Raw genomic sequence first — 23,264 nt, forward strand, 5'->3', positions numbered from 1 at the left:
GCGTGGTGACGAGCAGCAGCTCGATCACGCGCGGCTTGGTCAGCGCGACGTAGGGCCCGACCGTCCGGCGCACGCGGGCCAGCGGGCCGCTCGGGGCGACGGTCACCGTCGTGTCAGCGGGCCCCGGGGTCGACGCGGAGGACGCTCCGGCGTCGTCGACTGACAGGGGGCTGCTGAGGCGCACGCGCTGCGGGTCCGTTCGTGTTCCAGGCGGGATGGGTCGCGCAGCCATGCTACGGCCTACGTCTGCGACGGGGCGCGACGCACCCGGTGGATCGCCGTCGCGTCCGGTGTGAGATCGGTCGCTCGGCCCCGGGGATGGTCACGCCCGGCACCCTCACCCCGGTGCGCTATAAGGTCGGATCGCACGGTCCGACGACCGCCGCGACGGCGCGACGTCCCACCTGCCCGGCATCCCGACGCGGATGTCGATCTCGTTCGACACGACACCCGGCCCCCTGCTCGGGTGGAAAAGAGGTGCGGTGAACGCGAAGGCTCCCTTGGCCCAGACGGTCGGTTGGACCGACGTCGACCTGCGGGCGGTGGACACCGTGCGTGTCCTGGCCGCCGACGCGGTCGAGAAGGTGGGCAACGGCCATCCGGGGACGGCGATCAGCCTGGCTCCGGCGGCCTACCTGCTCTACCAGAACGTGCTGCGCCACGACCCGGCGGACCCGCACTGGCTCGGCCGTGACAGGTTCATCCTGTCCGCCGGGCACTCCAGCCTCACCCAGTACATCCAGCTCTACCTCGCCGGCTTCGGCCTGGAGCTCGAGGACCTCGAGGCGCTGCGCACCTGGGGCTCGAAGACTCCGGGGCACCCCGAGTACAAGCACACGACCGGTGTGGAGATCACCACCGGTCCCCTCGGCCAGGGCCTGGCGTCCGCGGTCGGCTTCGCCATGGCGGCGCGGCGCGAGCGCGGGCTGCTCGACCCCGAGGCGGCTCCGGGCACCAGCCCGTTCGACCACTTCGTCTACGTCATCGCCTCCGACGGTGACCTGCAGGAGGGCGTGACCTCCGAGGCGTCGTCCATCGCGGGCACGCAGGAGCTGGGCAACCTCATCGTGGTGTGGGACGACAACCACATCTCGATCGAGGGCGACACCGAGATCGCGTTCACCGAGGACGTCGTCGCGCGCTACGAGGCGTACGGCTGGCACGTGCAGTTCGTCGACTGGACCGGCGGCCCGGACGGCTACCGCGAGGACGTCGACGCCCTGCACGCCGCGATCGAGGCGGCCAAGGCCGTCACCGACCGCCCGTCGTTCATCGGCCTGCGCACGCTCATCGCGTGGCCGACGCCGACCAAGACGAACGACCACTCGTCGCACGGCTCCAAGCTCGGCGGCGAGGCGATCCGCGGGCTCAAGGAGCTGCTCGGCTTCGACCCGGAGAAGACCTTCGAGGTCGACCCCGAGGTCATCGCGCACACCCGCGGGCTCTCGGCCCGCACGGCGACGGTCAAGGCCGAGTGGCAGAGCGCGTTCGACGCGTGGCGCACGGCCAACCCCGAGAACGCGACCCTCCTGGACCGGCTCGTCGCGGGAGACCTTCCCGACGGCTGGTCCGACTCGCTCCCGGTGTTCCCGGCGGGCAAGTCCGTCGCCACGCGCGCCGCGTCCGGCGAGGTGCTCAGCGCGCTGGCCCCCGTGCTGCCCGAGCTCTGGGGCGGCTCGGCCGACCTGGCCGGCTCCAACAACACGACCATGAAGGGCGAGCCGTCCTTCATCCCCGCCAAGCGCTCGACGCACGAGTTTTCCGGGGACGAGTTCGGCCGCACGCTGCACTTCGGCATCCGCGAGCACGCCATGGGCGCGATCCTGTCGGGCATCCGCCTGCACGGTCTGACCCGGCCGTACGGCGGGACGTTCTTCACGTTCAGCGACTACATGCGCGGCTCCGTCCGACTGGCCTCGCTCATGGGCGTGCCGGCGATCTACGTGTGGACGCACGACTCCATCGGACTGGGTGAGGACGGCCCGACGCACCAGCCGATCGAGCACCTCGCCGCGGTCCGCGCCATCCCCGGCCTGACCGTCGTGCGACCGGCCGACGCCAACGAGACCGCTGCCGCGTGGGCAGCGATCCTCGCGCACACCGACGGTCCGGTCGGCCTCATCCTCACGCGGCAGAACGTCCCGACGTTCCCCCGCGGCGAGGACGGGTTCGCGACCACGGAGGGCGTCGCCCGCGGCGCGTACGTGCTGCTCGAGGCGAGCTCCGGCACGCCGGACGTGATCCTCGTCGGCACCGGGTCCGAGGTCCAGCTCGCCGTCGCGGCGCGCGAGACGCTCGAGGCCGCCGGCGTGGCCACCCGCGTGGTGTCCGCCCCGTCGCTGGAGTGGTTCGCCGAGCAGGACGAGGACTACCGCCAGTCGGTCCTGCCCTCGTCCGTCAAGGCACGAGTGTCGGTCGAGGCCGGCATCTCGCTGTCGTGGCACAAGCTCGTCGGCGACGCCGGCCGCTCGGTCTCGATCGAGCACTACGGGGCGTCGGCCGATGCCGACACGCTCTTCCGCGAGTTCGGGTTCACGCCCGAGGCGGTCGTCGCGGCTGCGCACGAGTCGATCGCGGCAGCCCGCGGCGGCGCAGGCCCCGCGAGCACCGCCGGTCTGCCCGAGAACGTGGGGCTGACGGGCGACCAGCAGGTCTAGGTCTGAACGGGCTCGGCGTGAACGCCTGCGCACCGGGAACCTCGCCGAGCTGGTGGCGGACAAGGGCGTGGTCGGGGTGACCACGAACCCGTCGATCTTCGCCAGCGCACTGTCGAAGGGCGACGCCTACGACGAGCAGCTGCGCGAGCTCGCCGCGGACGGTGCCGACGTCGACACGGCGGTCTTCCGCATCACCACCGACGACGTCCGCCAGGCGGCCGACATCCTGCGTCCCGTCTACGACGCCACCGACGGCGTGGACGGTCGGGTCTCGATCGAGGTCGACCCGAGGCTCGCCAAGGACACCGACGGGACGATCGCGTCCGCGAAGTCGCTGTGGTCGACCGTCGACCGCCCGAACGTCTTCATCAAGATCCCGGCCACCCTCGAGGGGCTGCCGGCCATCACCGCGGTGCTCGCCGAGGGGATCAGCGTGAACGTCACCCTGATCTTCTCGCTCGAGCGGTACGGCGCGGTCCTCGACGCGTTCCAGAGCGGACTCGAGAAGGCGCAGGCGAACGGGCACGACCTGGCTCCGATCGCCTCGGTCGCCTCGTTCTTCGTCTCCCGCGTCGACACCGCGATCGACCCGCGGCTCGACGCGATCGGCACGCCCGAGGCCGCGGCTCTGCGGGGCAAGGCGGCGATCGCGAACGCCCGGCTCGCCTACGGCCTGTACCAGGAGGTCGTCGCGGGCGACCGCTGGGCCGCCCTGGCCGCCGCCGGCGCGCACCCGCAGCGACCGCTGTGGGCCTCGACGGGTGTCAAGGACAAGGCCTACCCCGACACGCTGTACGTCGACGAGCTGGTCGTGGCGGGCGTGGTCAACACGATGCCCGAGGCCACGCTGAACGCCGTCGCGGACCACGGCGGCGACGCGCACGACACGGTCACCGGCACGCGCCAGGAGGCGGAGGCCGTGATCGCGGGTCTGCGCGACCTCGGCATCGACATCGACGAGGTCACCGAGCAGCTGGAGGTCGAGGGCGTGGACAAGTTCACGGCGAGCTGGGGCGATCTCCTGGGCACCGTCTCGGACGGACTCACGGGCGCCGCCCAGCAGAACCAGACCGGGGTCGCCAGGTGAGCCCGAGCAAGGTGTCCGCGGGCAACAACCCGCTGCGCGACCCGCGCGACCGCCGTCTCCCCCGCATCGCCGGCCCCTGCGGGCTCGTCATCTTCGGCGTCACSGGSGACCTGGCGCGCAAGAAGCTCATGCCGGCCGTGTACGACCTGRCCAACCGCGGGCTGCTCCCCCCCGGCTTCGCGCTGACGGGGTTCGCCCGCCGCGACTGGGCGACGCAGGACTTCGCGCAGATCGTGCACGACTCGGTCAAGGAGTACGCCCGCACGCCGTTCCGTGAGGCCACCTGGCGCCAGCTGTCCGAGGGCATCCGGTTCGTGCAGGGGACCTTCGACGACGACGACGCGTTCGACCGGCTGCGCGACACCGTCGAGGAGCTCGACGTGTCCCGCGGCACCGGCGGCAACCACGCGTTCTACCTCTCGGTCCCGCCCAGCTCGTTCCCGGTGGTCTGCAAGCAGCTCGCCCGCTCGGGCCTCTCCCAGCCGTCGGACGGCACCTGGCGACGGGTGGTCATCGAGAAGCCGTTCGGCCACGACCTGGCCAGCGCCCGCGAGCTCAACGACATCGTGTCCGACGTGTTCCGGCCGGACGACATCTTCCGGATCGACCACTACCTGGGCAAGGAGACGGTCCAGAACCTGCTGGCGCTGCGCTTCGCCAACCAGCTGTACGAGCCCATCTGGAACGCCAACTACGTGGACCACGTCCAGATCACCATGGCCGAGGACATCGGCATCGGCGGGCGGGCCGGGTACTACGACGGCATCGGCGCGGCCCGGGACGTCATCCAGAACCATCTCATGCAGCTCCTGGCGCTCACCGCGATGGAGGAGCCGGCGTCGTTCGAGGCCGAGGGTCTGCGGGCGGAGAAGATCAAGGTTCTCTCCGCGGTCAAGCTCCCTCGCGACATCGGCAAGCACACCGCGCGCGGGCAGTACGCGGCCGGGTGGCAGGGCGGCGAGAAGGTCGTCGGCTACCTCGAGGAGGAGGGCTTCAACCCGGAGTCCACCACCGAGACGTTCGCGGCGATCCGCGTCGACATCGACAACCGCCGCTGGGCCGGGGTGCCGTTCTACCTGCGCACCGGCAAGCGCCTGGGTCGTCGCGTCACGGAGATCGCCGTGGTCTTCAAGCGCGCTCCGCACCTCCCGTTCGAGTCCACCGCCACGGAGGAGCTGGGCAAGAACGCCCTGGTCATCCGCGTGCAGCCCGACGAGGGCGTGACGCTGCGGTTCGGCGCCAAGGTGCCCGGCACGGCCATGGAGGTGCGCGACGTCACCATGGACTTCGGGTACGGGCACGCGTTCACGGAGTCCTCCCCGGAGGCCTACGAGCGGCTCATCCTGGACGTCCTGCTGGGCGACCCGCCGCTGTTCCCGCGGCACGAAGAGGTCGAGCTGTCCTGGAAGGTGCTCGACCCGATCACCGCCTACTGGGCCAAGCAGGGCAAGCCCGACGAGTACCGGTCCGGCACCTGGGGACCGGAGTCGGCGGACAAGATGATGGCGCGCGACGGACGAGCCTGGAGGCGGCCATGATCATCGAGATGCCCAGCACCACCACCCGGGACATCAACAAGCGGCTCCTCAAGGAGCGCGACGAGGGCGGCGCGATCGCCCTCGGACGCGTGCTGACGCTCATCATCCCGGTGGGCGACCACGACCCAGACGAGGCGATCGACGCGGCCAACGACGCCAGCCGCGAGCACCCGTGCCGCGTCATCGTCATTGCCAACGACACCAAGGACCGCGCGTCCAACCTGGACGCGCAGATCCGCCTCGGGGGCGATGCCGGGGCAAGCGAGGTGCTGGTGCTGCGCCCGTCCGGCCAGCTCGAGCGCCACCTGGACACCCTGGTGATCCCGCTGCTGCTGCCCGACGCGCCGATCGTGGCGTGGTGGCCGTACGAGATCCCCGACAACGTCGCCGAGCACCCGATCGGCAAGATGGCGGCGCGGCGGATCACCGACTCCACGCAGGTGGCACGTCCGAACGCCGCACTGCGCAAGCTGGCCGCGTCCCACGTCGACGGCAACACCGACCTGGCCTGGACGCGCGCGACCCTGTGGCGCGGACTCATCGCGGCGACCCTCGACCAGCCGCCGTTCGAGCCCGTGCACAAGGCCGTCGTCGTGGGCGAGAGCACGCACCCGTCGGTCGACCTCATGGCCGCGTGGCTCGCGTACGCGCTGCGCTGCCCGGTGGAGATCGAGCGCATCAAGGACGCCCCCGCGATCACGCAGGTGCGGCTGGAGCGGTCGTCGGGCGACATCGTGCTCGACCGGCCCGACGGCAAGACAGCGGCGCTGCGCCAGCCCGACCAGCCCGAGCACCGGATCGCCCTGCCCATCCGCCAGCTGCGCGAGTGCCTGGCGGAGGAGCTGCGCCGGCTCGACGCGGACGAGGTCTACGGCGAGGTGCTGCTGAAGGGCCTCGCAAGGATCGACGCGTGAACCGCGACGTCGTCGTCCACCCGGACGCGCGCGTGCTGGCCGAGTCCGTGGCGGCCCGCCTGCTCACGCACCTGGTCGACGTGCAGTCGCACCGCTCCCCCGTCCACGTGGTCGTCACGGGCGGCACGGTGGGCATCGCGTCGCTCGCGGCCGTCGCGGCGAGCCCGGTCCGCGACGCGGTCGACTGGTCCGGCGTGCACGTCTGGTGGGGCGACGAGCGCTTCCTGCCCGCAGGTGACGCCGAACGCAACGAGACGCAGGCGCGCGACGCCCTCCTCGACGCGCTGGGCGACGCCCTGCCGGCCGAGAACGTGCACCCGATGCCGGCGCGCAGCGACGACGTCCCGACGCCCGAGGCGGCCGCCGAGGCCTACGCGGCGGAGTTCGCCGAGGCCGGCTCCCCCGCGTTCGACGTGGTGCTCCTCGGGATGGGGCCGGACGGTCACGTCGCCTCGCTGTTCCCCGGGCACGAGGCGCTCGACGTGACCGGCCGCACCACGGTCGGCGTGCACGGCTCCCCCAAGCCGCCCCCGGAGCGGGTCTCGCTGACGTTCGACGCGATCCGTGCCGCGCGGGAGGTCTGGGTGGTCGCGGCCGGCGCGGAGAAGGCCGACGCCGTCGCCTCGGCGCTGCGCGGGGTCCCGGTCTCGACGACGCCCGCCGCCGGGGCCCTGGGCACCGAGCGGACGCTCTGGCTGGTCGACGTCGCCGCGACGGAGCGCCTCGGCACGCCGTCCGCCATCTCCACCACGGCCGCAGCCTTCCCCGCGGCCCCGCAGACGCCTACCGAGCTCTGGACGCAGGTCGACCACTACTTCTCGGTCCTCGCGCCCGAGGACGTCGCCCTGGTCGAGACGCGGCACGCGGCCACGGCCGGCGGGCTTCCGGACATCGCCGTCGCTCCGAACCAGGGCAAGCTGCTGCACCTGCTCGCCCAGCTGACGGGGGCGCGCAGGATCCTCGAGGTCGGCACGCTCGGCGGCTACAGCACCCTGTGGCTCGCCCGTGCCCTGCCCGCGGACGGCCGCCTGACCACCCTGGAGATCGATCCCGAGCACGCTCGGGTCGCCACCGACTCGCTCACGCAGGCGGGGGTCGACGCCCTGGTGGACGTCCTCGTGGGGCCTGCCGCGGACACGCTGGACGGGCTGATCGCTGACGGCAGCGAGCCGTACGACCTCGTGTTCATCGACGCCGACAAGCAGTCGATCCCCCGCTACCTCGAGCAGGCCCTGGAGCTCACGCACCCGGGCTCGGTGGTCGTCGTCGACAACGTCGTCCGCGGCGGTGCGGTCCTGGACGCGGACCACACCGACGAGCGGGTGCAGGGCGTCCGCCGCATGGTCGACCTGCTCACCGACCACCCCCGCTACGACGCCACGGTCGTGCAGACGGTCGGCAGCAAGGGCTACGACGGCTTCGCGCTGCTGCGGGTGGTCGGCTAGGCCTCCGGACCCCCCGACGGCTCAGCGGTCGGGGTGCGGTGCCAGTGGCGACCGGTCCCCGACCAGCCACAGGTGCCCGAACAGGTCGACGAACCCGCCCTGCCGGTGCGTGCCCCACGGCATCTGGTGGTCACGGACCTCGTCGACGCTGCCGTCGGCGCCGGCGGCGACCGCGCGGGCGACGAAAACGTCCGGGTCGTCGACGAAGATCTCGACGCGGACCGTGCGGCCGCCGAGCACGGCCGGTGTGTCCCACCCGTTGCCCTCCGGCTGGCCGAGGAAGAACGGCGCGCCGGCGATGCTGAGGCCGACGACGCTCCCCAGGTCCCACAACGTGGTGGCGCCCACCGCCTCGGCGTACCAGCGTGCCGCCGCGCCGGCGTCCTGCACGGCGAGCATCACCGAGAGGACCGGCATCTCGGCGGGCGGGTCGTGACGAGGGCTCTCGCCACTCACGACAGGGGCAGGCTCAGCCGCCGCGCTTGGCGCGCAAGGCGGCGAGGGCCTCGTCGAGGATCGCGGCGCCGTCCTCGTCGGACCGCCGCTCCTTCACGTAGGCCAGGTGCGTCTTGTAGGGCTCGTTCTTGGACGGCGACGGAGGGTTCTCCTGGTCCTGGCCGGCGGGGAATCCGCAGCGGGGGCAGTCCCACGTCACCGGAGCCTCGAGAGCGGCCTCCTCGGCGAAGCTGGGCCGGGTCTCGTGGCCGTTGGCGCACCAGTACGACACCCAGATCCGCGGGGCGGTGTCACCACGCTCGGCCTCGCCCATCGGGCCGGCACCGACACGCGACCCCCTGATCGCACTCCCGCTCGCCATCGTCTACCGCCTCAGACCGTGCGCTCGATGAGACCGAGCAGGATGATGATCGCCGTCCACACCAGTGCGGTGCCGACCGTGATCCGGTTCAGGTTCCGCTCCGCGACACCGGAGCTTCCGGCGCTGCTCGTGATGCCGCCACCGAACATGTCGGACAGGCCACCGCCCTTGCCCTTGTGCAGCAGGACGAGCGGGATGAGCAGGAGGCTGGTCAGCACCAGCAGCACCTGGAGGGCGATACGAAGGCCGGTCACGTCGGTGTCAGTTCCTTACTGGGCGGGCACGTCGACGGCGGTAGAGCCAGCGACGCTGCGGTGGACCGCGGTACAGGGTAGGCGACGACGGGGGCGATAAGCCACCACCGTACGCGGGCAGGTCGCAGGGTGGACCCCACGACCTGCCCGCGGTGGTCTCAGAGACCCACGGCGTGCGACTTGTACCGCGCGATCGCGGCGAACTCCTCGGGGTCCAGGCTCGCGCCGCCGACGAGCGCGCCGTCGACGTCCGGCTTCGCCATGATCGAGGCGACGTTCGACGACTTCACCGAGCCGCCGTACAGGACCCGCACCGCGTCGGCCGTCTCGGCGTCGTACAGCTCGCCGATGCGCGTCCGGATGGCGGCCGCCAGCTCCTGGGCGTCCTCGGGGGTCGCCGTCTCTCCGGTGCCGATGGCCCAGACGGGCTCGTAGGCCACGACGATCGTCTTGACCTGCTCCGCCGTCAGACCGGCGAGGGCGCCGTCCAGCTGCGCGAGCGTGTGCGGGACGTGCTCGCCGGCCTTGCGGACGTCGAGCACCTCGCCGACGCACAGGATCGGGACGATGCCCGCGCTGAGCGCCGACTTCACCTTGGCGTTGATGAGCTCGTCGGACTCGTTGTGGTACTCACGACGCTCCGAGTGGCCGACCGCGACGTACGTGACGCCGAGCTTGGCCAGGAACAGCGGCGAGATCTCACCGGTGTAGGCGCCCGACGTGTGCGCCGAGACGTCCTGGGCGCCGTAGACGAGCTCGAGCTTGTCCGCGTCCACGAGGGTCTGCACGCTGCGCAGGTCGGTGAACGGGGGCAGTACGCAGACCTCGACGGCCGAGAAGTCGTGCTTGGCGTCCTTGAGCGTCCACGCGAGCTTCTGCACCGTGTGCGTGGCCTGGTGGTGGTCCAGGTTCATCTTCCAGTTGCCCGCCATCAGCGGGGTGCGAGTGGTCAACGCTCAGTCCTCCAGAACCGCGATACCGGGGAGCGTCTTGCCCTCGAGGAACTCGAGGCTCGCGCCACCACCGGTCGAGATGTGTCCGAACCCGGCCTCGTCGAAGCCGAGCGTGCGCACGGCCGCGGCAGAGTCGCCACCGCCGACGATCGTGAAGCCGCCGTGCGTGCCGGCGTCGACCAGCGCCTGCGCGACGGCACGCGTGCCGCCCGAGAACGCCTCGAACTCGAACACGCCCGCCGGGCCGTTCCAGACGATCGTCTTGGCGTCCACGATCTTGCTCGCGAACAGCGCGCTGGAGTCGGGGCCGATGTCCAGGCCGATCTTGCCGTCCGGGATCGCGTCGGCCGCGACGACCTGCGCCGGGGAGTCCGCCTTGAACTCGTCGGCGACGACGATGTCGGTGGGCAGGACGATCTCCACACCGGCCTCCTCCGCCTGCGCGAGGTAGCCCTTGACGGTCTCGATCTGGTCCTCCTCGAGGAGCGAGTTGCCCACCGAGTAGCCCTTGGCTGCGAGGAACGTGAAGAGCATGCCGCCACCGATGAGCAGGCGGTCCGCCTTGGTGATCAGGTTGGCGATGACACCGAGCTTGTCCGACACCTTGGAGCCGCCGAGCACTACCACGTAGGGGCGCGCGGGGTCGTCGGTCGCCTTGCGCAGCGACGCGACCTCCTTGAGGACGAGCTTGCCGACCGCGTGCGGGAGCACCAGCGCGACGTCGTACACCGACGCCTGCTTGCGGTGCACGACGCCGAAGCCGTCGGAGACGAACACGTCCGCCAGCGCGGCGAGCTCSCCGGCCAGCTCCGCGCGCTCGGCGTCGACCTTGGACGTCTCACGCGCGTCGAACCGGATGTTCTCCAGCAGCGCGATCTCGCCGTCCTGCAGCGCGGCCACGGTCGCCTTGGCGGAGTCGCCGACGACGTCGGTCGCCAGGGCGACGGGCTGGCCGAGCAGCTCGGAGAGCCGGTCCGCGACGGGCTTGAGGGAGTACTTGTCCTCCGGCGCGCCCTTGGGGCGGCCGAGGTGGGCCATCACCACGACGCGGGCACCGGCGGACAGGAGCGCCTGCAGCGTCGGGAGCGCCGCGCGCACGCGGCCGTCGTCGGTGATGGTCGTGCCGTCGAGCGGCACGTTGAAGTCGGAGCGGACCAGGACGCGCTTGCCGCGCAGGTCCCCGAGGTCCTCGATGGTCTTCATGGTTTCCTACCTTCGATCGAGCGGGGGCAGACATGGCTGCGTCCGCGTGCGCCGGGGCCGAGNNGCACGCGGACGCATGACCGTCACTCGTGGAACGACGAGAGCGTCAGAGACGCTCGCCGACGTACGACGTGAGGGCGACGAGGCTGTTCGAGTAGCCCCACTCGTTGTCGTACCAGGCGATGATCTTCACCAGGTCGCCGCTCACCTTGGTGAGCTTCGAGTCGAAGATGCTCTGGTGCGGGTTCGTGACGATGTCGCTCGACACGATCTCGTCCTCGACGTACTCGAGGATGCCCTTGAGGGGGCCGTCCGCGGCGGCCTTGACCGCAGCGTTGACCTCCTCGACGGTGACCTCACGCGAAGCCGTGAACGTCAGGTCCGTGGCGGAGCCGGTGATGACCGGGACGCGCAGCGCGAAGCCGTCGAGCTTGCCCTTGAGCTCCGGGAGCACGAGCGCCACGGCCTTGGCCGCACCGGTCGAGGTCGGGACGATGTTCTGCGCCGCGGCGCGCGCACGACGGAGGTCCTTGTGGGGGCCGTCCTGCAGGTTCTGGTCACCCGTGTAGGCGTGGATCGTGGTCATGAGGCCACGCTCGATGCCGATCGAGTCGTTGAGCGCCTTGGCCACGGGGGCGAGGCAGTTCGTGGTGCACGACGCGTTGGAGATGATGTGCTGCGTCGCGGCGTCGTAGTCGGTGTGGTTGACACCGACGACGAACGTGCCGTCCTCGTTCTTCGCCGGGGCGGAGATGATGACCTTCTTGGCGCCGGCCTCGAGGTGGGCCTTGGCCTTGGTGGCGTCCGTGAAGAAGCCGGTCGACTCGATCACGATGTCCGCACCGAGCTCGGCCCACGGCAGCTTCGCCGGGTCCCGCTCCTCGAGCGCACGGATCTTCTTGCCGTCGACGATGATGTTCTCGTCGTCGAAGTCGACGCTCAGCGGGAACCGGCCCAGCACGGTGTCGTACTTGAGCAGGTGTGCGAGCGTCTTGTTGTCCGTGAGGTCGTTCACGCCGACGATCTCGATGTCGGCACCGGAAGCCAGGATGGCCCGGTAGAAGTTACGCCCGATACGGCCGAAGCCGTTGATACCGACGCGGATGGTCACTTGCCCTCCTCGGCAGCGCCGACGAGGGGCCGGCGCACACATTTTGGTGATGGGGTCACGCACGCCGCTGTGCGCTCCGGACGTCGGCGGCATAGGCGGTTTCTCGTGCCCAACACATGACCGTCGTGTGACGTTCGGATGACATGAACCCTATACCAGTGACCGGGCTCACGCGGTGACGAAGGTCCCTGATGAGACGCCCGCCCCCGTGATGTCCCAGGTCAGAGGTCGAGCAGGTCGGGGCTCAGGCCGGCCTCGGTGTCCGGGATCCCGAGCTCGGCGGCGCGCTTGTCCGCGGTCGCGAGCAGGCGGCGGATCCGGCCGGCCACGGCGTCCTTGGTGAGGGTCGGCACGGCGAGCTTGCCCAGCTCCTCGAGCGAGGCCTCCTTGTGCGCCAGGCGCAGCTCGCCGGCCTCGCGCAGGTGCTCCGGGAGCTCGTCGCCGAGGATCTCGAACGCCCGCTCGACCCGCGCGCCCGCGGCCACCGCGGCGCGGGCGGAGCGACGCAGGTTGGCGTCGTCGAAGTTGGCGAGGCGGTTGGCGGTGCCGCGGACCTCGCGCCGCACGCGACGCTCCTCCCACACCAGCATCGTCTCGTGGGCGCCGAGCCGGGCGAGCATCGCGCTGATCGCGTCCCCGTCCCGGATGACGACGCGGTCGATGCCCCGCACCTCCCGGGCCTTGGCGGCGATCCCCAGACGTCGCGCTGCACCCACGAGGGCGAGCGCCGCCTCGGGACCGGGGCACGTGACCTCGAGCGCCGACGACCGGCCGGGCTCGGTGAGCGAGCCGTGCGCGAGGAACGCGCCGCGCCAGGCCGACTCGGCCTCGGCGACGCCGGCCGACACGACCTGCGGCGGCAGACCGCGCACCGGCCGTCCGCGGTTGTCCAGGAGGCCGGTCTGGCGTGCGAGCGACTCGCCGTCCTTGACCACGCGGACCACGTACCGGCTCCCCCGGCGCAGACCACCGCCGGAGACGACGATGATCTCGCTCTCGTGCCCGTACACCTCGGAGATCGCCTGCCGGAGCCGACGAGCCGCGATGCCCGTGTCCAGCTCCGCCTCGATGACGATCCGGCCGGAGATGATGTGCAGGCCCCCCGCGAACCTTAGGGTGGCCGAGACCTCAGCCTTCCGCGAGGACGTCTTGTCCACCTTCAGCCGGGCGAGCTCGTCCTTCACCTGTGCCGTCAACGCCATGGGGTGCATCCTGCCATTGCAAGTCACGTGTCCGGGACCGGTCCGGTCACCTACTCGGGTGGGTTCTCGCGTGTCCCGACGTCGCCGAGGAACCCCTCGAGCACGTCCGAGTACGCCCCAGCGAGTCGCAGCGGGTCGTGCCTGGCGGTCCCGTCGCCGCGGCTGACCTGGCGCAGCAGCAGGCGCGCGCCCAGGTCCGCGCTGCGCGCAGCGAGCACCGACACGTCCTCGACTGCCGTCGGGTCCGCGACCACCGCGTCGACCCGCAGCTCCGGGGCGTGCGTCTGCAGGACCTCCAGGTACTGCTCGGCACGCATGCCCGCGGTCTCGCCCGATTCACCCGACGCGAGGTTGAGCGTCACGATCGTCCTGGCCCGCGTCCGGTGCAGGGCCTCCTTGAGACCGGGGACGAGCAGGTGCGGCAGCACGGAGGTGTACCAGGAGCCCGGACCGAGCACGACCCAGTCGGCCGACGCGATGGCCGCCACGGCCTCCGGGCAGGCCGGCGGGTCGGCCGGTTCCAGCCGGACCTGCGCGACGGTCCCGGTGGTCGTCGCCACCGCGCTCTGGCCGACCACCCGGTGGGTGCGGCCCGCAGCGTCGATCACGTCGGCCTCGATGAGCAGCGGCACCGACGACATCGGCAGGACCCTGCCCCGGGCGCCGAGCAGCTTGCCCACCCAGTCGAGGCCCTCGACCGTGTCCCCCAGCAGCTCCCAGAGCGCGACGATCAGCAGGTTGCCCACGGCGTGCTGGTCGAGGTCACCCGTCGAGCTGAACCGGTGCTGCAGCACGTCGCGCCAGGTCCTGCCCCAGTCGGAGTCGTCGCACAGGGCGGCCAGCGCCATCCGCAGGTCCCCGGGCGGCAGGACGCCGAGCTCCTCGCGGAGCCGCCCGGAGGAGCCCCCGTCGTCGGCGACGGTGACGACCGCGGTGATCCGGTCGGTCATCAGCCGCAGCGCGGACAGGGACGCGGACAGGCCGTGACCGCCACCGAGTGCGACGACCGCCGGCGCGGCCGCCCTCATTCCTTGCCGAGGTCGCGGGCCGACACCGAGACGAGGTGCCCCCGGTCCCGCAGCCTGGCGGCGATCGCCTCGCTCACGGCGACCGACCGGTGCTTGCCTCCGGTGCAGCCGACCGCGATGGTGACGTACCGCTTCTCCTCGTTGAGGTAGCCCGCGAGCACCGGCTCCAGCGCGTCGACGTACCGGTCCACGAACGTGATCGCCCCCGGCAGGCCGAGCACGTAGTCCCGCACGGGAGCGTCCCTGCCCGTGAGGTGCCGCAGCTCGGTGATCCAGTACGGGTTGGATAGGAACCGCATGTCCACCACGTGGTCGGCGTCGAGCGGCAGGCCGTACTTGAACCCGAACGACACGACGGAGATCCGCAGCGCGTCCTCGGCGCCGCTGGCCACGACCGAGCGCACCTCACGCGCGAGGTCGTGCACGTTGAGCTCGGAGGTGTCGATGAGCGTGTCGGCCCGCTCGCGCAGGTCCGAGAGGATCGCACGCTCCTCCGCGATGCCGTCGAGGATCCGGCCCTGCCCCTGCAGCGGGTGCGGCCGGCGGACCTGCTCGAACCGCCGGACCAGGACCTCGTCGGAGGCGTCGAGGAACAGGATCCGGTACTCGACGCCGGACTCCCGCAGGCCCTGCAGCACCGGGGACAGGTCCCGGAAGAACTCGCGTCCACGCACGTCGATCACCGCGGCGAGGCGCTGCGCCCCGGCGCCGGCGGGTCCGCTGGTGAGCATCCCGACGAGGTGCGTGAGCATCTGCGCGGGCAAGTTGTCGATCACGTACCAGTCGAGGTCCTCGAGGACGGCGGCCGCACGGGTACGGCCCGCGCCCGACATCCCCGTGATGATCAGGACCTGCGGCTGGCTCAGGTGGGGCGCCTCGGTGGCCGCCTCGAGGGCGGGGATCCCGGCGGGCACCGTGATCGGCGAAGGCTCGTCGCTCATGCCTCCAGCATGCCAGCCGACTCGGGGACCTGGTCCGACGCCACTCCCGGGGAGGCCAGCGCAGCGACGACAGCCGCCGCTGTGCGCTCCCCCATCCCCTGCACCGACGCGATCTCCTCGACCGACGCCGCCCGGAGCCGCTTGACCGACCCGAAGTGCCGCAGCAGTGCCGCCTGGCGCGCCGGCCCGAGCCCGGGCACCCCGTCCAGCACGGACGTCGTCATGCCCTTGCTCCGCCGCTTGCGGTGCGCCGTGATGGCGAAGCGGTGGGCCTCGTCGCGCAGGCGCTGCAGGAGGTACAGACCCTCCGAGCTGCGCTGCAGGATCACCGGGTACGCCTCACCCGGCAGCCACACCTCCTCCAGCCGCTTGGCCAGCCCGACGAGCGCGACGTCGTCGATGCCGAGCTCCGCCATCGCGGCCGCGGCCGCGGCGACCTGAGGTGGGCCGCCGTCCACGACGACGAGGTTCGGCGGGTACGCGAAGCGGACCGGCTTGCCCGTGACCTCGTCGATGGGCCCGGACCGCAGCGGCAGACCGTCCTCGTCCTCGCCGGTACCCAGCTCGACGTCGCGGGCGTCGGCGCGATCGGCCAGGTAGCGACGGAACCGGCGCGTGATGACCTCGTGCATCGCGGCCGTGTCGTCGCGCGCGCCCTGCCCCTCCGGGCCGCGGATGGTGAACAGGCGGTACTCGCTCTTGCGGGCCAGGCCGTCCTCGAACACCACCATCGACGCCGACTGGTAGGTGCCCTGGTTGTGCGAGACGTCGTAGCACTCGATCCGCAGCGGAGCCGACGGCAGGTCCAGCGCCTCCTGGATCTCCTGCAGCGCCTGGCTCCTGGTGGTCAGGTCCCCGGCGCGGCGGGTGCGGTGCAGGACGAGCGCGTGCTCGGCGTTGCGGTGCACGGTCGCCGCCAGCTCCCGCTTGTCTCCCCGCTGCGGGACACGCACCGACACCTTGCTCCCCCGCAAGCCGGTCAGCCAGGCCTGCACCTGGTCGACGTCGGGGGGCAGCACAGGGACGAGCACCTCGCGCGGTACCGCCGACGAGCCCGCGCCACCGTCGCCGGCCGCGGCCTCGGAGCCGTAGATCTGCTGGAGCAGGTGCTCGACCAGCTCGGCGTCGGTGACGTCCTCCACCTTCTCGACCACCCAACCGCGCTGGCCGCGGATGCGCCCGTCCCGCACGTGGAACACCTGCACCGCGGCCTCGAGCTCGTCACCGGCCAGGGCGAAGATGTCCGCGTCGGTGCCGTCCGCCAGCACGACGGCGTTCTTCTCGGTGGCCCGTTGGAGCGTCGCGATGTCGTCCCGCAACCGCGCCGCGCGCTCGTAGTCCAGCTCCGCGGCCGCCTCCTTCATGCGCGCGGTCAGCCGTCGCGTGAACTTGGCGGTGTCGCCCGCCATGAAGTCGCAGAAGTCCTGCGCGAGCAGGTGGTGGTCGTCCGGCGAGATGCGTCCGACGCACGGTGCCGAGCACTTGTCGATGTACCCCAGCAGGCACGGCCGGCCCTGCTGGTGCGCGCGCTTGAACACGCCCGCCGAGCAGGTGCGGACCGGGAACACCCGCAGCAGCAGGTCGACGGTCTCCCGGATGGCCCATGCGTGCGCGTACGGACCGAAGTAGCGCGTGCCCTTGCGCTTGGCGCCCCGCATCACCTGGATGCGGGGGAACTCGTCGGCCAGCGTCACGGCCAGGTAGGGGTAGGACTTGTCGTCGCGGTACTTCACGTTGAACCGCGGGTCGAACTCCTTGATCCAGGAGTACTCCAGCGCGAGCGCCTCGACCTCCGTGCCGACGACCGTCCACTGGACCGACGCCGCCGTGGTCACCATCTGCTGCGTGCGCTGGTGCAGGCCGGACAGGTCCTGGAAGTAGCTGGACAGGCGCGACCTCAGGCTCTTGGCCTTGCCGACATAGATGACTCGGCCGTGCTCGTCACGGAAGCGGTAGACGCCCGGCGAGTCGGGGATCTCCCCCGGAGCCGGCCGGTACGTGGCGGGATCAGCCATGCGGTCGAGCGTAGTTCGCGGCACCCACGTCACCGAACGACCGGACCGCTACCGTGGGCTGATGGGCCCCCTGCACACGTACTCCGTCGACGTCACCTGGACCGGCGCCGGCCGGACCGGCACCTCGAGCTACACCGCGTACAGCCGCGACCACGAGGTGCGGATCGGGTCGAAGCCGCCGCTGCTGGGGTCGTCCGACACGGCCTTCCGAGGAGACCCGTCGAGATACAACCCGGAGGAGCTGCTGGTCAGCGCGCTGGCGCAGTGCCACATGCTCTGGTTCCTGCACCTGGCGTCCGCGGCCGGCGTGGTGGTGGTCGGGTACGAGGACCAGGCCGTCGGCACGATGCGCATCGAAGCCGCCGGTCAGGGTCAGTTCCGTGAGGTCGTCCTGCGACCGCGAGTGACGGTCGCCGCAGGCGCCCACCTGCCCACGGGCGCCGCGATCACCGACGACGTGCTCGGCGGCATCCACCACCAGGCCCACGAGCACTGCTTCATCTCCCGGTCCGTGAACTTCCCGGTCCGGCACGAGCCCGTCCCGGTGCGCACGGCTCAGTCCGTCTCGCACTAGCGTCACACCCCGTCCGGCTCGCCGCCCGACGGCTACGCCGGGATCGGCTGCTTGACGGCGCGCTTGCGCTTCACGGGCTGCGGTGCCGGCTCCAGGACCTCGGCGAGGAACCGTCCTGTGTGGCTCGCCTCGACCGAGGCGATGTGCTCCGGCGTTCCCTCGGCGATGACGAGCCCACCGCCGCTGCCGCCCTCGGGGCCCATGTCGATCACCCAGTCGGCGTTCTTGATGACGTCGAGGTTGTGCTCGATCACGATSACCGWGTTSCCCTTGTCSACCAGSSMSTKGASCACRCCGAGMAGCTTGCGGATGTCCTCGAAGTGCAGACCYGTSGTCGGCTCGTCGAGCACGTAGATCGTCCGGCCCGTCGAGCGGCGCTGGAGCTCGGCGGCGAGCTTGACGCGCTGCGCCTCGCCGCCGGAGAGCGTCGGCGCCGGCTGGCCGAGCCGCACGTACCCGAGCCCGACGTCGACGAGGGTGCGCAGGTGCCGGGAGATCGCGGGGACCGCGGCGAAGAACTCGGCGGCCTCCTCGATCGGCATGTTGAGCACGTCGGCGACTGTCTTGCCCTTGAAGTGCACCTCGAGCGTCTCGCGGTTGTACCTCGCACCGTGGCAGACCTCGCAGGGCACGTACACGTCCGGCAGGAAGTTCATCTCGATCTTCAGGGTGCCGTCACCGGAGCACGCCTCGCAGCGGCCGCCCTTGACGTTGAACGAGAACCGGCCGGGCGTGTAGCCGCGGACCTTGGCCTCGGTGGTCTCCGCGAACAGCCGGCGGACGTGGTCCCAGACCCCGGTGTACGTCGCCGGGTTGGAGCGCGGCGTCCGGCCGATGGGCCCCTGGTCCACGTGCACGACCTTGTCCAGGTGCTCCAGGCCCGTCACGCGCTTGTGCCGGCCTGCCACCTGGCGCGCGCCGTTCAGCTCGTTGGCGAGCACCGTGTAGAGGATCGCGTTCACCAGCGTCGACTTGCCCGACCCGGACACGCCGGTCACCGCGGTCAGCACGCCGAGCGGGAACGAGACATCGATCCCCTGCAGGTTGTGCTCGTGCGCGTTGACCACCGTGAGCTGGCGCTTCGCGTCGACCGGCCTGCGCAGCGGCGGCATGGGGATGGACCGGCGCCCCGACAGGTACGCACCCGTCACGGACTCGGCCGACGACAGCAGGCCCGCGAGGTCACCCGAGTGCACGACCCGTCCACCGTGCTCGCCGGCACCCGGCCCGATGTCGACGATCCAGTCGGCCGTCCGGATGGTGTCCTCGTCGTGCTCGACGACGATCAGCGTGTTGCCCAGGTCCCGCAGGCGCGTGAGCGTGTCGATCAGACGACGGTTGTCCCGCTGGTGCAGGCCGATGCTCGGCTCGTCGAGCACGTAGAGCACGCCGACCAGGCCGGAGCCGATCTGCGTGGCCAGCCGGATGCGCTGCGCCTCGCCGCCGGACAGCGTCGCGGCCGGGCGGGTCAGCGAGAGGTAGTCGAGGCCGACGTCGAGCAGGAAGCCGAGGCGCGCCTGGATCTCCTTGAGCACCTGCGCGGCGATGGCACGCTCGCGCTCGCCCAGCTGCAGCGTGTCGAGGAACTCGCGGGCCTCCCGGATGGGGAGCGTGCAGACGTCGGCGATGGACCTTCCGCCGACCTTGACCGCAAGCACCTCGGGCTTGAGCCGCGCGCCCTCGCACACCGGGCACGGGACCTCGCGCATGTAGGCCTCGTACTTCTCCTTGCTCCAGTCCGAGTCGGTCTCGTTGTGCCGGCGCTCGAGGAACGTGATGACGCCCTCGAAGCCGGTCGAGTACTGCCGCTCGCGACCCCAGCGGTTCTTGTACCGGACCTTCACCTCGTGGTTCTGGCCGTGCAGCACCGCGTCCTTGGCCCGCTGCGGCAGAGCACGCCACGGCACGGTCGTGGAGAAGCCCATGTCGGAGGCCAGCGCGCTGAGCACGCGGGAGAAGTACTCGCTCGAGATCTGCGCCCAGGGCGCGACGGCGCCGTCGTCGAGCGACAGGTCCTCGTCGGGGACCACCAGGTCGGGGTCGACCTCGAGGCGCGAGCCGATCCCGGTGCACTCCGGGCAGGCGCCGTACGGGGCGTTGAACGAGAACGTGCGCGGCTCGATCTCGTCGAGCGTGAGCACGTGGTCGTTCGGGCACGCGCGGTGCTCGGAGAACCGTCGCTCGCGCGTGAGGTCGTCGATGTCGGCGTCCACCAGCTCGACGACGAGCAGCCCGCCGGCCAGGCCGAGGGCGGTCTCGACGGAGTCGGTGAGCCGGCGCTGGACACCCTCGCGGGAGACCAGGCGGTCGATGACGACCTCGATGTCGTGCTTGAGCTTCTTCTCGAGCGCCGGGGGCTCGGTGAGCTGCACGACCTCGCCGTCGACGCGGGCACGGGCGAAGCCCTTGCTCTGCAGCTCCTTGAACAGGTCGGCGTACTCGCCCTTGCGGCCACGGACGACCGGCGCGAGCACCTGGTACCGCGTGCCCTCCGGGAGCTCGAGCAACCGGTCGACGATCTGCTGCGGGGTCTGCGCGGTCACGCGCTCGCCGCACACCGGGCAGTACTGCGTCCCCGCGCGTGCGAACAGCAGGCGCAGGTAGTCGTAGACCTCGGTGATCGTGCCGACCGTGGACCGCGGGTTCCGGTTGGTGGACTTCTGGTCGATCGACACCGCGGGCGAGAGGCCCTCGATGAAGTCGACGTCGGGCTTGTCCATCTGCCCGAGGAACTGCCGCGCGTACGCGGACAGCGACTCGACGTACCGGCGCTGCCCCTCCGCGAAGATGGTGTCGAACGCCAGCGACGACTTCCCCGAACCGGACAGACCGGTGAACACGATGAGCTTGTCACGCGGGAGATCGAGGTCGACGTTCCGAAGGTTGTGCTCGCGGGCGCCCTGCACCACCAGTCGTTCGTTCACGCGGGGAGTCTACGTGGCACCACCGACAATCGCACATCTGTTCGACGTGAGCGAAACCACAGCCGGCCGACGTGCCGCTCCCCCGGCGCCGGAGGATGCTCACCTCGTGGACAGACCCGACGCCGTCGTCGACCCCCCGCTGGTGCCCATCGGAGACTATGCGGTGCTCGGGGACGGCAGGACCGCCGCACTCGTCTCCCTGCGCGGCTCGATCGACTGGATGTGCCTGCCGACGTTCGACTCGGCAGCCGCCTTCGCCCGCCTGCTGGGCACCGCGGACAACGGCCGGTGGCTCCTCACGGTCCGGGACGCGACGTCCGTGACCCGGCGCTACCTCGACGACTCGTTCGTGCTCGAGACCACGTACGAGACCGCGCAGGGCACCGCGGTGGTGCTGGAGACCATGCCGCTGCACGACGGCCGGTCCGACCTCGTGCGGCGTCTCGTGTGCACCCGTGGGAGCGTCGAGGTCGAGCACGAGTGGGTGGTCCGGTTCGGCTACGGCGCGGTCGAGCCGTGGGTGCGCCGGCTGACCGACCAGGACGGCGAGGAGGCGATCCGGGCGATCGCCGGGCCGGACTCCCTGCTGCTGCGCGGCGACCGCCTCCCCCATCCGGACGACCACCGGCACGCCGACCGGTTCACGCTCCAGGAGGGCGAGTCCGTCGAGCTGGCGCTGACCTGGACCCGCTCGTGGGATCCCGTCCTGCCGCGGCTGACCATCGAGGACCGGATCGACTCCACGCGGATCACCTGGGGGCTGTGGGCGCGCAGCTGCGCCTACCAGGGCTCCTACCGCGAGGCCGTCGTCCGCTCGCTGCTCGTCCTGCGCCTGCTCACGGACCAGGAGACCGGCGGGATCGTCGCGGCCGCCACGACCTCCCTGCCCGAGGACTTCGGCGGCGAGCGCAACTGGGACTACCGGTACTGCTGGCTCCGGGACGCGGCCATGACGCTCGAGGCGCTGCTCGAGCACGGCTACCGCGACGAGGCCACGGAGTGGCGTGACTGGCTGCTGCGTGCCGTGGCCGGGAACCCCGCCGACCTGCAGATCATGTACCGCGTCGACGGTGGCCGCTACCTGCCCGAAGCCGAGCTCGGCCACCTGACGGGCTACGCCGGATCGCGTCCGGTCCGGGTCGGGAACGCCGCCGTCGGGCAGGTGCAGAACGACGTGCTGGGTGAGGTGATGTGCGCCCTGGAGCTGGCGCGCGCCGCCGGGCTGCAGGAGACCGCCGACTCCTGGTCCCTGCAGCGCCACCTCGTCGAGGACCTCCTGCGCCGCTGGCGAGAGCCGGATCGGGGGATCTGGGAGGTTCGTGGCGAGCCGCGGCACTTCACGCACTCGAAGGTCATGGCCTGGGCCGCTGTCGACCGCGCGGTGCGTGCGGTCGAGAAGCACGGTCTCGAGGGACCCGTCGACAGGTGGCGCGCGGAGCGGGACGCGATCCGTGCCGACGTGCTGGCGCACGGCTGGAACGCCGAGCGTGGGACGTTCGTGCAGGCCTACGGCGCCACGCACACCGACGCGGCCCTGCTGCAGATCGCGCAGGTCGAGTTCCTGCCGTCCGACGACCCCCGCGTCCTGGCCACGCTCGCAGCGATCCGGGACGAGCTCGAGGTCTCCCCGGGACTGCTGCGCCGCTACCGCACGGAACGTACCGACGACGGCGTCGCCGGCGACGAGCACGCCTTCCTCGCGTGCTCCTTCTGGCTCGCGGACGCCCTCGCGCGGACGGACGACGTCGACGGCTCGACGGCGGTGCTGGACATCCTCGTCGGCCTGGCGAACGACGTGGGGCTGCTGGCCGAGCAGTACGACCCGGTCGGACGGCGGCTGGCCGGCAACATGCCCCAGGCCCTGTCGCACCTGGCGCTCGTCCGGGCGGTGCACAGCCACGACCTGGCTCTCGAGAGGAGGACCCGATGACGTACACCGGTGACGTGCAGGTGGGCGGGCCGTCAGCTCTCCGCGTGCTCGACGAGCTCGAGATCCGCAAGGCCGCCGTCGGCCCGATGGACAACAACGCCTACCTGCTGACGTGCCGGTCCGACGGCTCCCAGGTGCTCGTCGACGCGGCGGACGAGCCCGACCGCCTGCTCGAGCTGGTCCGCGAGGGTTCGTCGCAGCTCGACACCATCGTCACCACCCACCGGCACCCCGACCACCACCGCGCGCTCGAGTCGCTGGTGACCGTCACCGGGGCGTCCTCGGCAGTGGGTGCCGACGATGCCACGGCGGTCATGGAGGCGACCGACGTGCCCGTCACCCGCCGCCTGCACGACGGCGACGTCCTGCACGTGGGCCACCTCGCCCTGGAGGTCGTCGCGCTGCGCGGCCACACCCCGGGCTCGATCGCGCTCGCCTACCGCGAACCCGGTGGGCGCACGCACCTGTTCACCGGTGACTCGCTCTTCCCGGGAGGCGTCGGGCGCACCACCAGCCCGGACGCGTTCGAGCAGCTCTACGGCGACGTCGTCGCCCGGGTGTTCGACCGCTTCGACGACGACACGTGGGTCTACCCGGGCCACGGCCGGGACACCACGATCGGAGCGGAGCGTCCGCACCTCGAGGAGTGGCGCGCCCGCGGCTGGTGACCG

18 protein-coding genes and 2 pseudogenes are annotated in these 23,264 nt (G+C 71.5%); 8 read left to right on the plus strand and 12 right to left on the minus strand.

The window, feature by feature from the left end; translation table 11 throughout:
- A pseudogene (locus AC1DUQ_RS02835) lies at positions 1-184 on the minus strand (heme o synthase); the annotation flags it as partial.
- A 298-nt stretch (positions 185-482) separates the two neighbouring features.
- Here AC1DUQ_RS02835 and tkt point away from each other — a divergent pair.
- The 5 genes and pseudogenes from tkt to pgl all read left to right on the plus strand — a co-directional run bounded on the left by tkt (position 483) and on the right by pgl (position 7,641).
- A complete protein-coding gene (gene tkt / locus AC1DUQ_RS02840; RefSeq protein ID WP_477062294.1) occupies positions 483-2,657 on the plus strand; it encodes a transketolase in 2,175 nt (724 codons plus the stop codon).
- Between the two features lie 16 nt (positions 2,658-2,673).
- Positions 2,674-3,744: pseudogene (gene tal / locus AC1DUQ_RS02845) on the plus strand (transaldolase); the annotation flags it as partial.
- The gene (gene zwf, locus AC1DUQ_RS02850) at positions 3,741-5,282 is read left to right on the plus strand and encodes a glucose-6-phosphate dehydrogenase (RefSeq protein ID WP_477073365.1); all 1,542 of its coding nucleotides are present in this window, start codon (positions 3,741-3,743) and stop codon (positions 5,280-5,282) included. The pseudogene tal and the gene zwf, both read left to right, overlap by 4 nt.
- Complete coding sequence (locus AC1DUQ_RS02855) at positions 5,279-6,196, plus strand: glucose-6-phosphate dehydrogenase assembly protein OpcA (protein WP_477062140.1); 918 nt, start codon at positions 5,279-5,281, stop codon at positions 6,194-6,196. Before zwf ends, AC1DUQ_RS02855 begins: the two co-directional genes overlap by 4 nt.
- Positions 6,193-7,641: a 6-phosphogluconolactonase gene (gene pgl / locus AC1DUQ_RS02860; protein WP_477062141.1), complete on the plus strand. Its 1,449-nt coding sequence runs from the start codon at positions 6,193-6,195 to the stop codon at positions 7,639-7,641. Before AC1DUQ_RS02855 ends, pgl begins: the two co-directional genes overlap by 4 nt.
- A 21-nt stretch (positions 7,642-7,662) precedes the next feature.
- On the opposite strand, the gene AC1DUQ_RS02865 is transcribed toward pgl, so the two are convergent.
- The 10 genes from AC1DUQ_RS02865 to uvrC all read right to left on the minus strand — a co-directional run bounded on the left by AC1DUQ_RS02865 (position 7,663) and on the right by uvrC (position 17,165).
- Positions 7,663-8,097, minus strand: coding sequence for a VOC family protein (locus AC1DUQ_RS02865; RefSeq protein ID WP_477062142.1), 435 nt, complete (start codon positions 8,095-8,097; stop codon positions 7,663-7,665).
- A gap of 13 nt (positions 8,098-8,110) precedes the next feature.
- Positions 8,111-8,458, minus strand: coding sequence for an RNA polymerase-binding protein RbpA (locus tag AC1DUQ_RS02870; RefSeq protein WP_055914815.1), 348 nt, complete (start codon positions 8,456-8,458; stop codon positions 8,111-8,113).
- An 11-nt stretch (positions 8,459-8,469) separates the two neighbouring features.
- Entirely contained in the window at positions 8,470-8,712 is a 243-nt protein-coding gene (gene secG / locus AC1DUQ_RS02875) for a preprotein translocase subunit SecG (RefSeq protein WP_056094564.1), read from the minus strand.
- 158 nt (positions 8,713-8,870) lie between these two features.
- Positions 8,871-9,665 (minus strand): triose-phosphate isomerase, encoded by a 795-nt coding sequence (gene tpiA / locus AC1DUQ_RS02880; protein ID WP_421741553.1) that lies wholly within the window; start codon positions 9,663-9,665, stop codon positions 8,871-8,873.
- A 3-nt stretch (positions 9,666-9,668) separates the two neighbouring features.
- Positions 9,669-10,868, minus strand: a complete 1,200-nt coding sequence (locus AC1DUQ_RS02885; protein WP_477062143.1) for a phosphoglycerate kinase — start codon at positions 10,866-10,868, stop codon at positions 9,669-9,671.
- 106 nt (positions 10,869-10,974) lie between these two features.
- Positions 10,975-11,979 (minus strand): type I glyceraldehyde-3-phosphate dehydrogenase, encoded by a 1,005-nt coding sequence (gene gap, locus AC1DUQ_RS02890; protein WP_056094555.1) that lies wholly within the window; start codon positions 11,977-11,979, stop codon positions 10,975-10,977.
- 221 nt (positions 11,980-12,200) lie between these two features.
- Entirely contained in the window at positions 12,201-13,181 is a 981-nt protein-coding gene (gene whiA, locus AC1DUQ_RS02895) for a DNA-binding protein WhiA (RefSeq protein WP_056094552.1), read from the minus strand.
- A gap of 50 nt (positions 13,182-13,231) precedes the next feature.
- Positions 13,232-14,209 (minus strand): gluconeogenesis factor YvcK family protein, encoded by a 978-nt coding sequence (locus AC1DUQ_RS02900; protein WP_477062144.1) that lies wholly within the window; start codon positions 14,207-14,209, stop codon positions 13,232-13,234.
- Positions 14,206-15,150, minus strand: coding sequence for an RNase adapter RapZ (gene rapZ / locus AC1DUQ_RS02905; RefSeq protein ID WP_477062145.1), 945 nt, complete (start codon positions 15,148-15,150; stop codon positions 14,206-14,208). Before rapZ ends, AC1DUQ_RS02900 begins: the two co-directional genes overlap by 4 nt.
- Positions 15,147-17,165 carry an excinuclease ABC subunit UvrC gene (gene uvrC, locus AC1DUQ_RS02910; RefSeq protein ID WP_477073366.1) on the minus strand — a complete coding sequence of 673 codons (2,019 nt, stop codon included), beginning with the start codon at positions 17,163-17,165 and terminating at the stop codon, positions 15,147-15,149. Before uvrC ends, rapZ begins: the two co-directional genes overlap by 4 nt.
- A 61-nt stretch (positions 17,166-17,226) precedes the next feature.
- On the opposite strand from uvrC, the gene AC1DUQ_RS02915 reads away from it, so the two are divergent.
- Positions 17,227-17,739 (plus strand): OsmC family protein, encoded by a 513-nt coding sequence (locus AC1DUQ_RS02915; RefSeq protein WP_477062147.1) that lies wholly within the window; start codon positions 17,227-17,229, stop codon positions 17,737-17,739.
- A gap of 32 nt (positions 17,740-17,771) precedes the next feature.
- On the opposite strand, the gene uvrA is transcribed toward AC1DUQ_RS02915, so the two are convergent.
- Positions 17,772-20,663, minus strand: a complete 2,892-nt coding sequence (gene uvrA / locus AC1DUQ_RS02920) for an excinuclease ABC subunit UvrA (protein WP_477073367.1) — start codon at positions 20,661-20,663, stop codon at positions 17,772-17,774.
- Between the two features lie 106 nt (positions 20,664-20,769).
- Between uvrA and AC1DUQ_RS02925 the strand changes: the two genes are divergently transcribed.
- Both AC1DUQ_RS02925 and AC1DUQ_RS02930 read left to right on the plus strand, forming a co-directional pair.
- Positions 20,770-22,593: a glycoside hydrolase family 15 protein gene (locus AC1DUQ_RS02925; RefSeq protein WP_477062149.1), complete on the plus strand. Its 1,824-nt coding sequence runs from the start codon at positions 20,770-20,772 to the stop codon at positions 22,591-22,593.
- On the plus strand, positions 22,590-23,261 hold the full coding sequence (locus AC1DUQ_RS02930; protein ID WP_477062150.1) for an MBL fold metallo-hydrolase: 672 nt from the start codon (positions 22,590-22,592) through the stop codon (positions 23,259-23,261). The genes AC1DUQ_RS02925 and AC1DUQ_RS02930 overlap by 4 nt, the downstream gene beginning before the upstream one ends.
- Positions 23,262-23,264 lie beyond the last annotated feature (3 nt).

The sequence above is a fragment of the Cellulomonas sp. P4_B5_2 genome, from assembly GCF_056402235.1.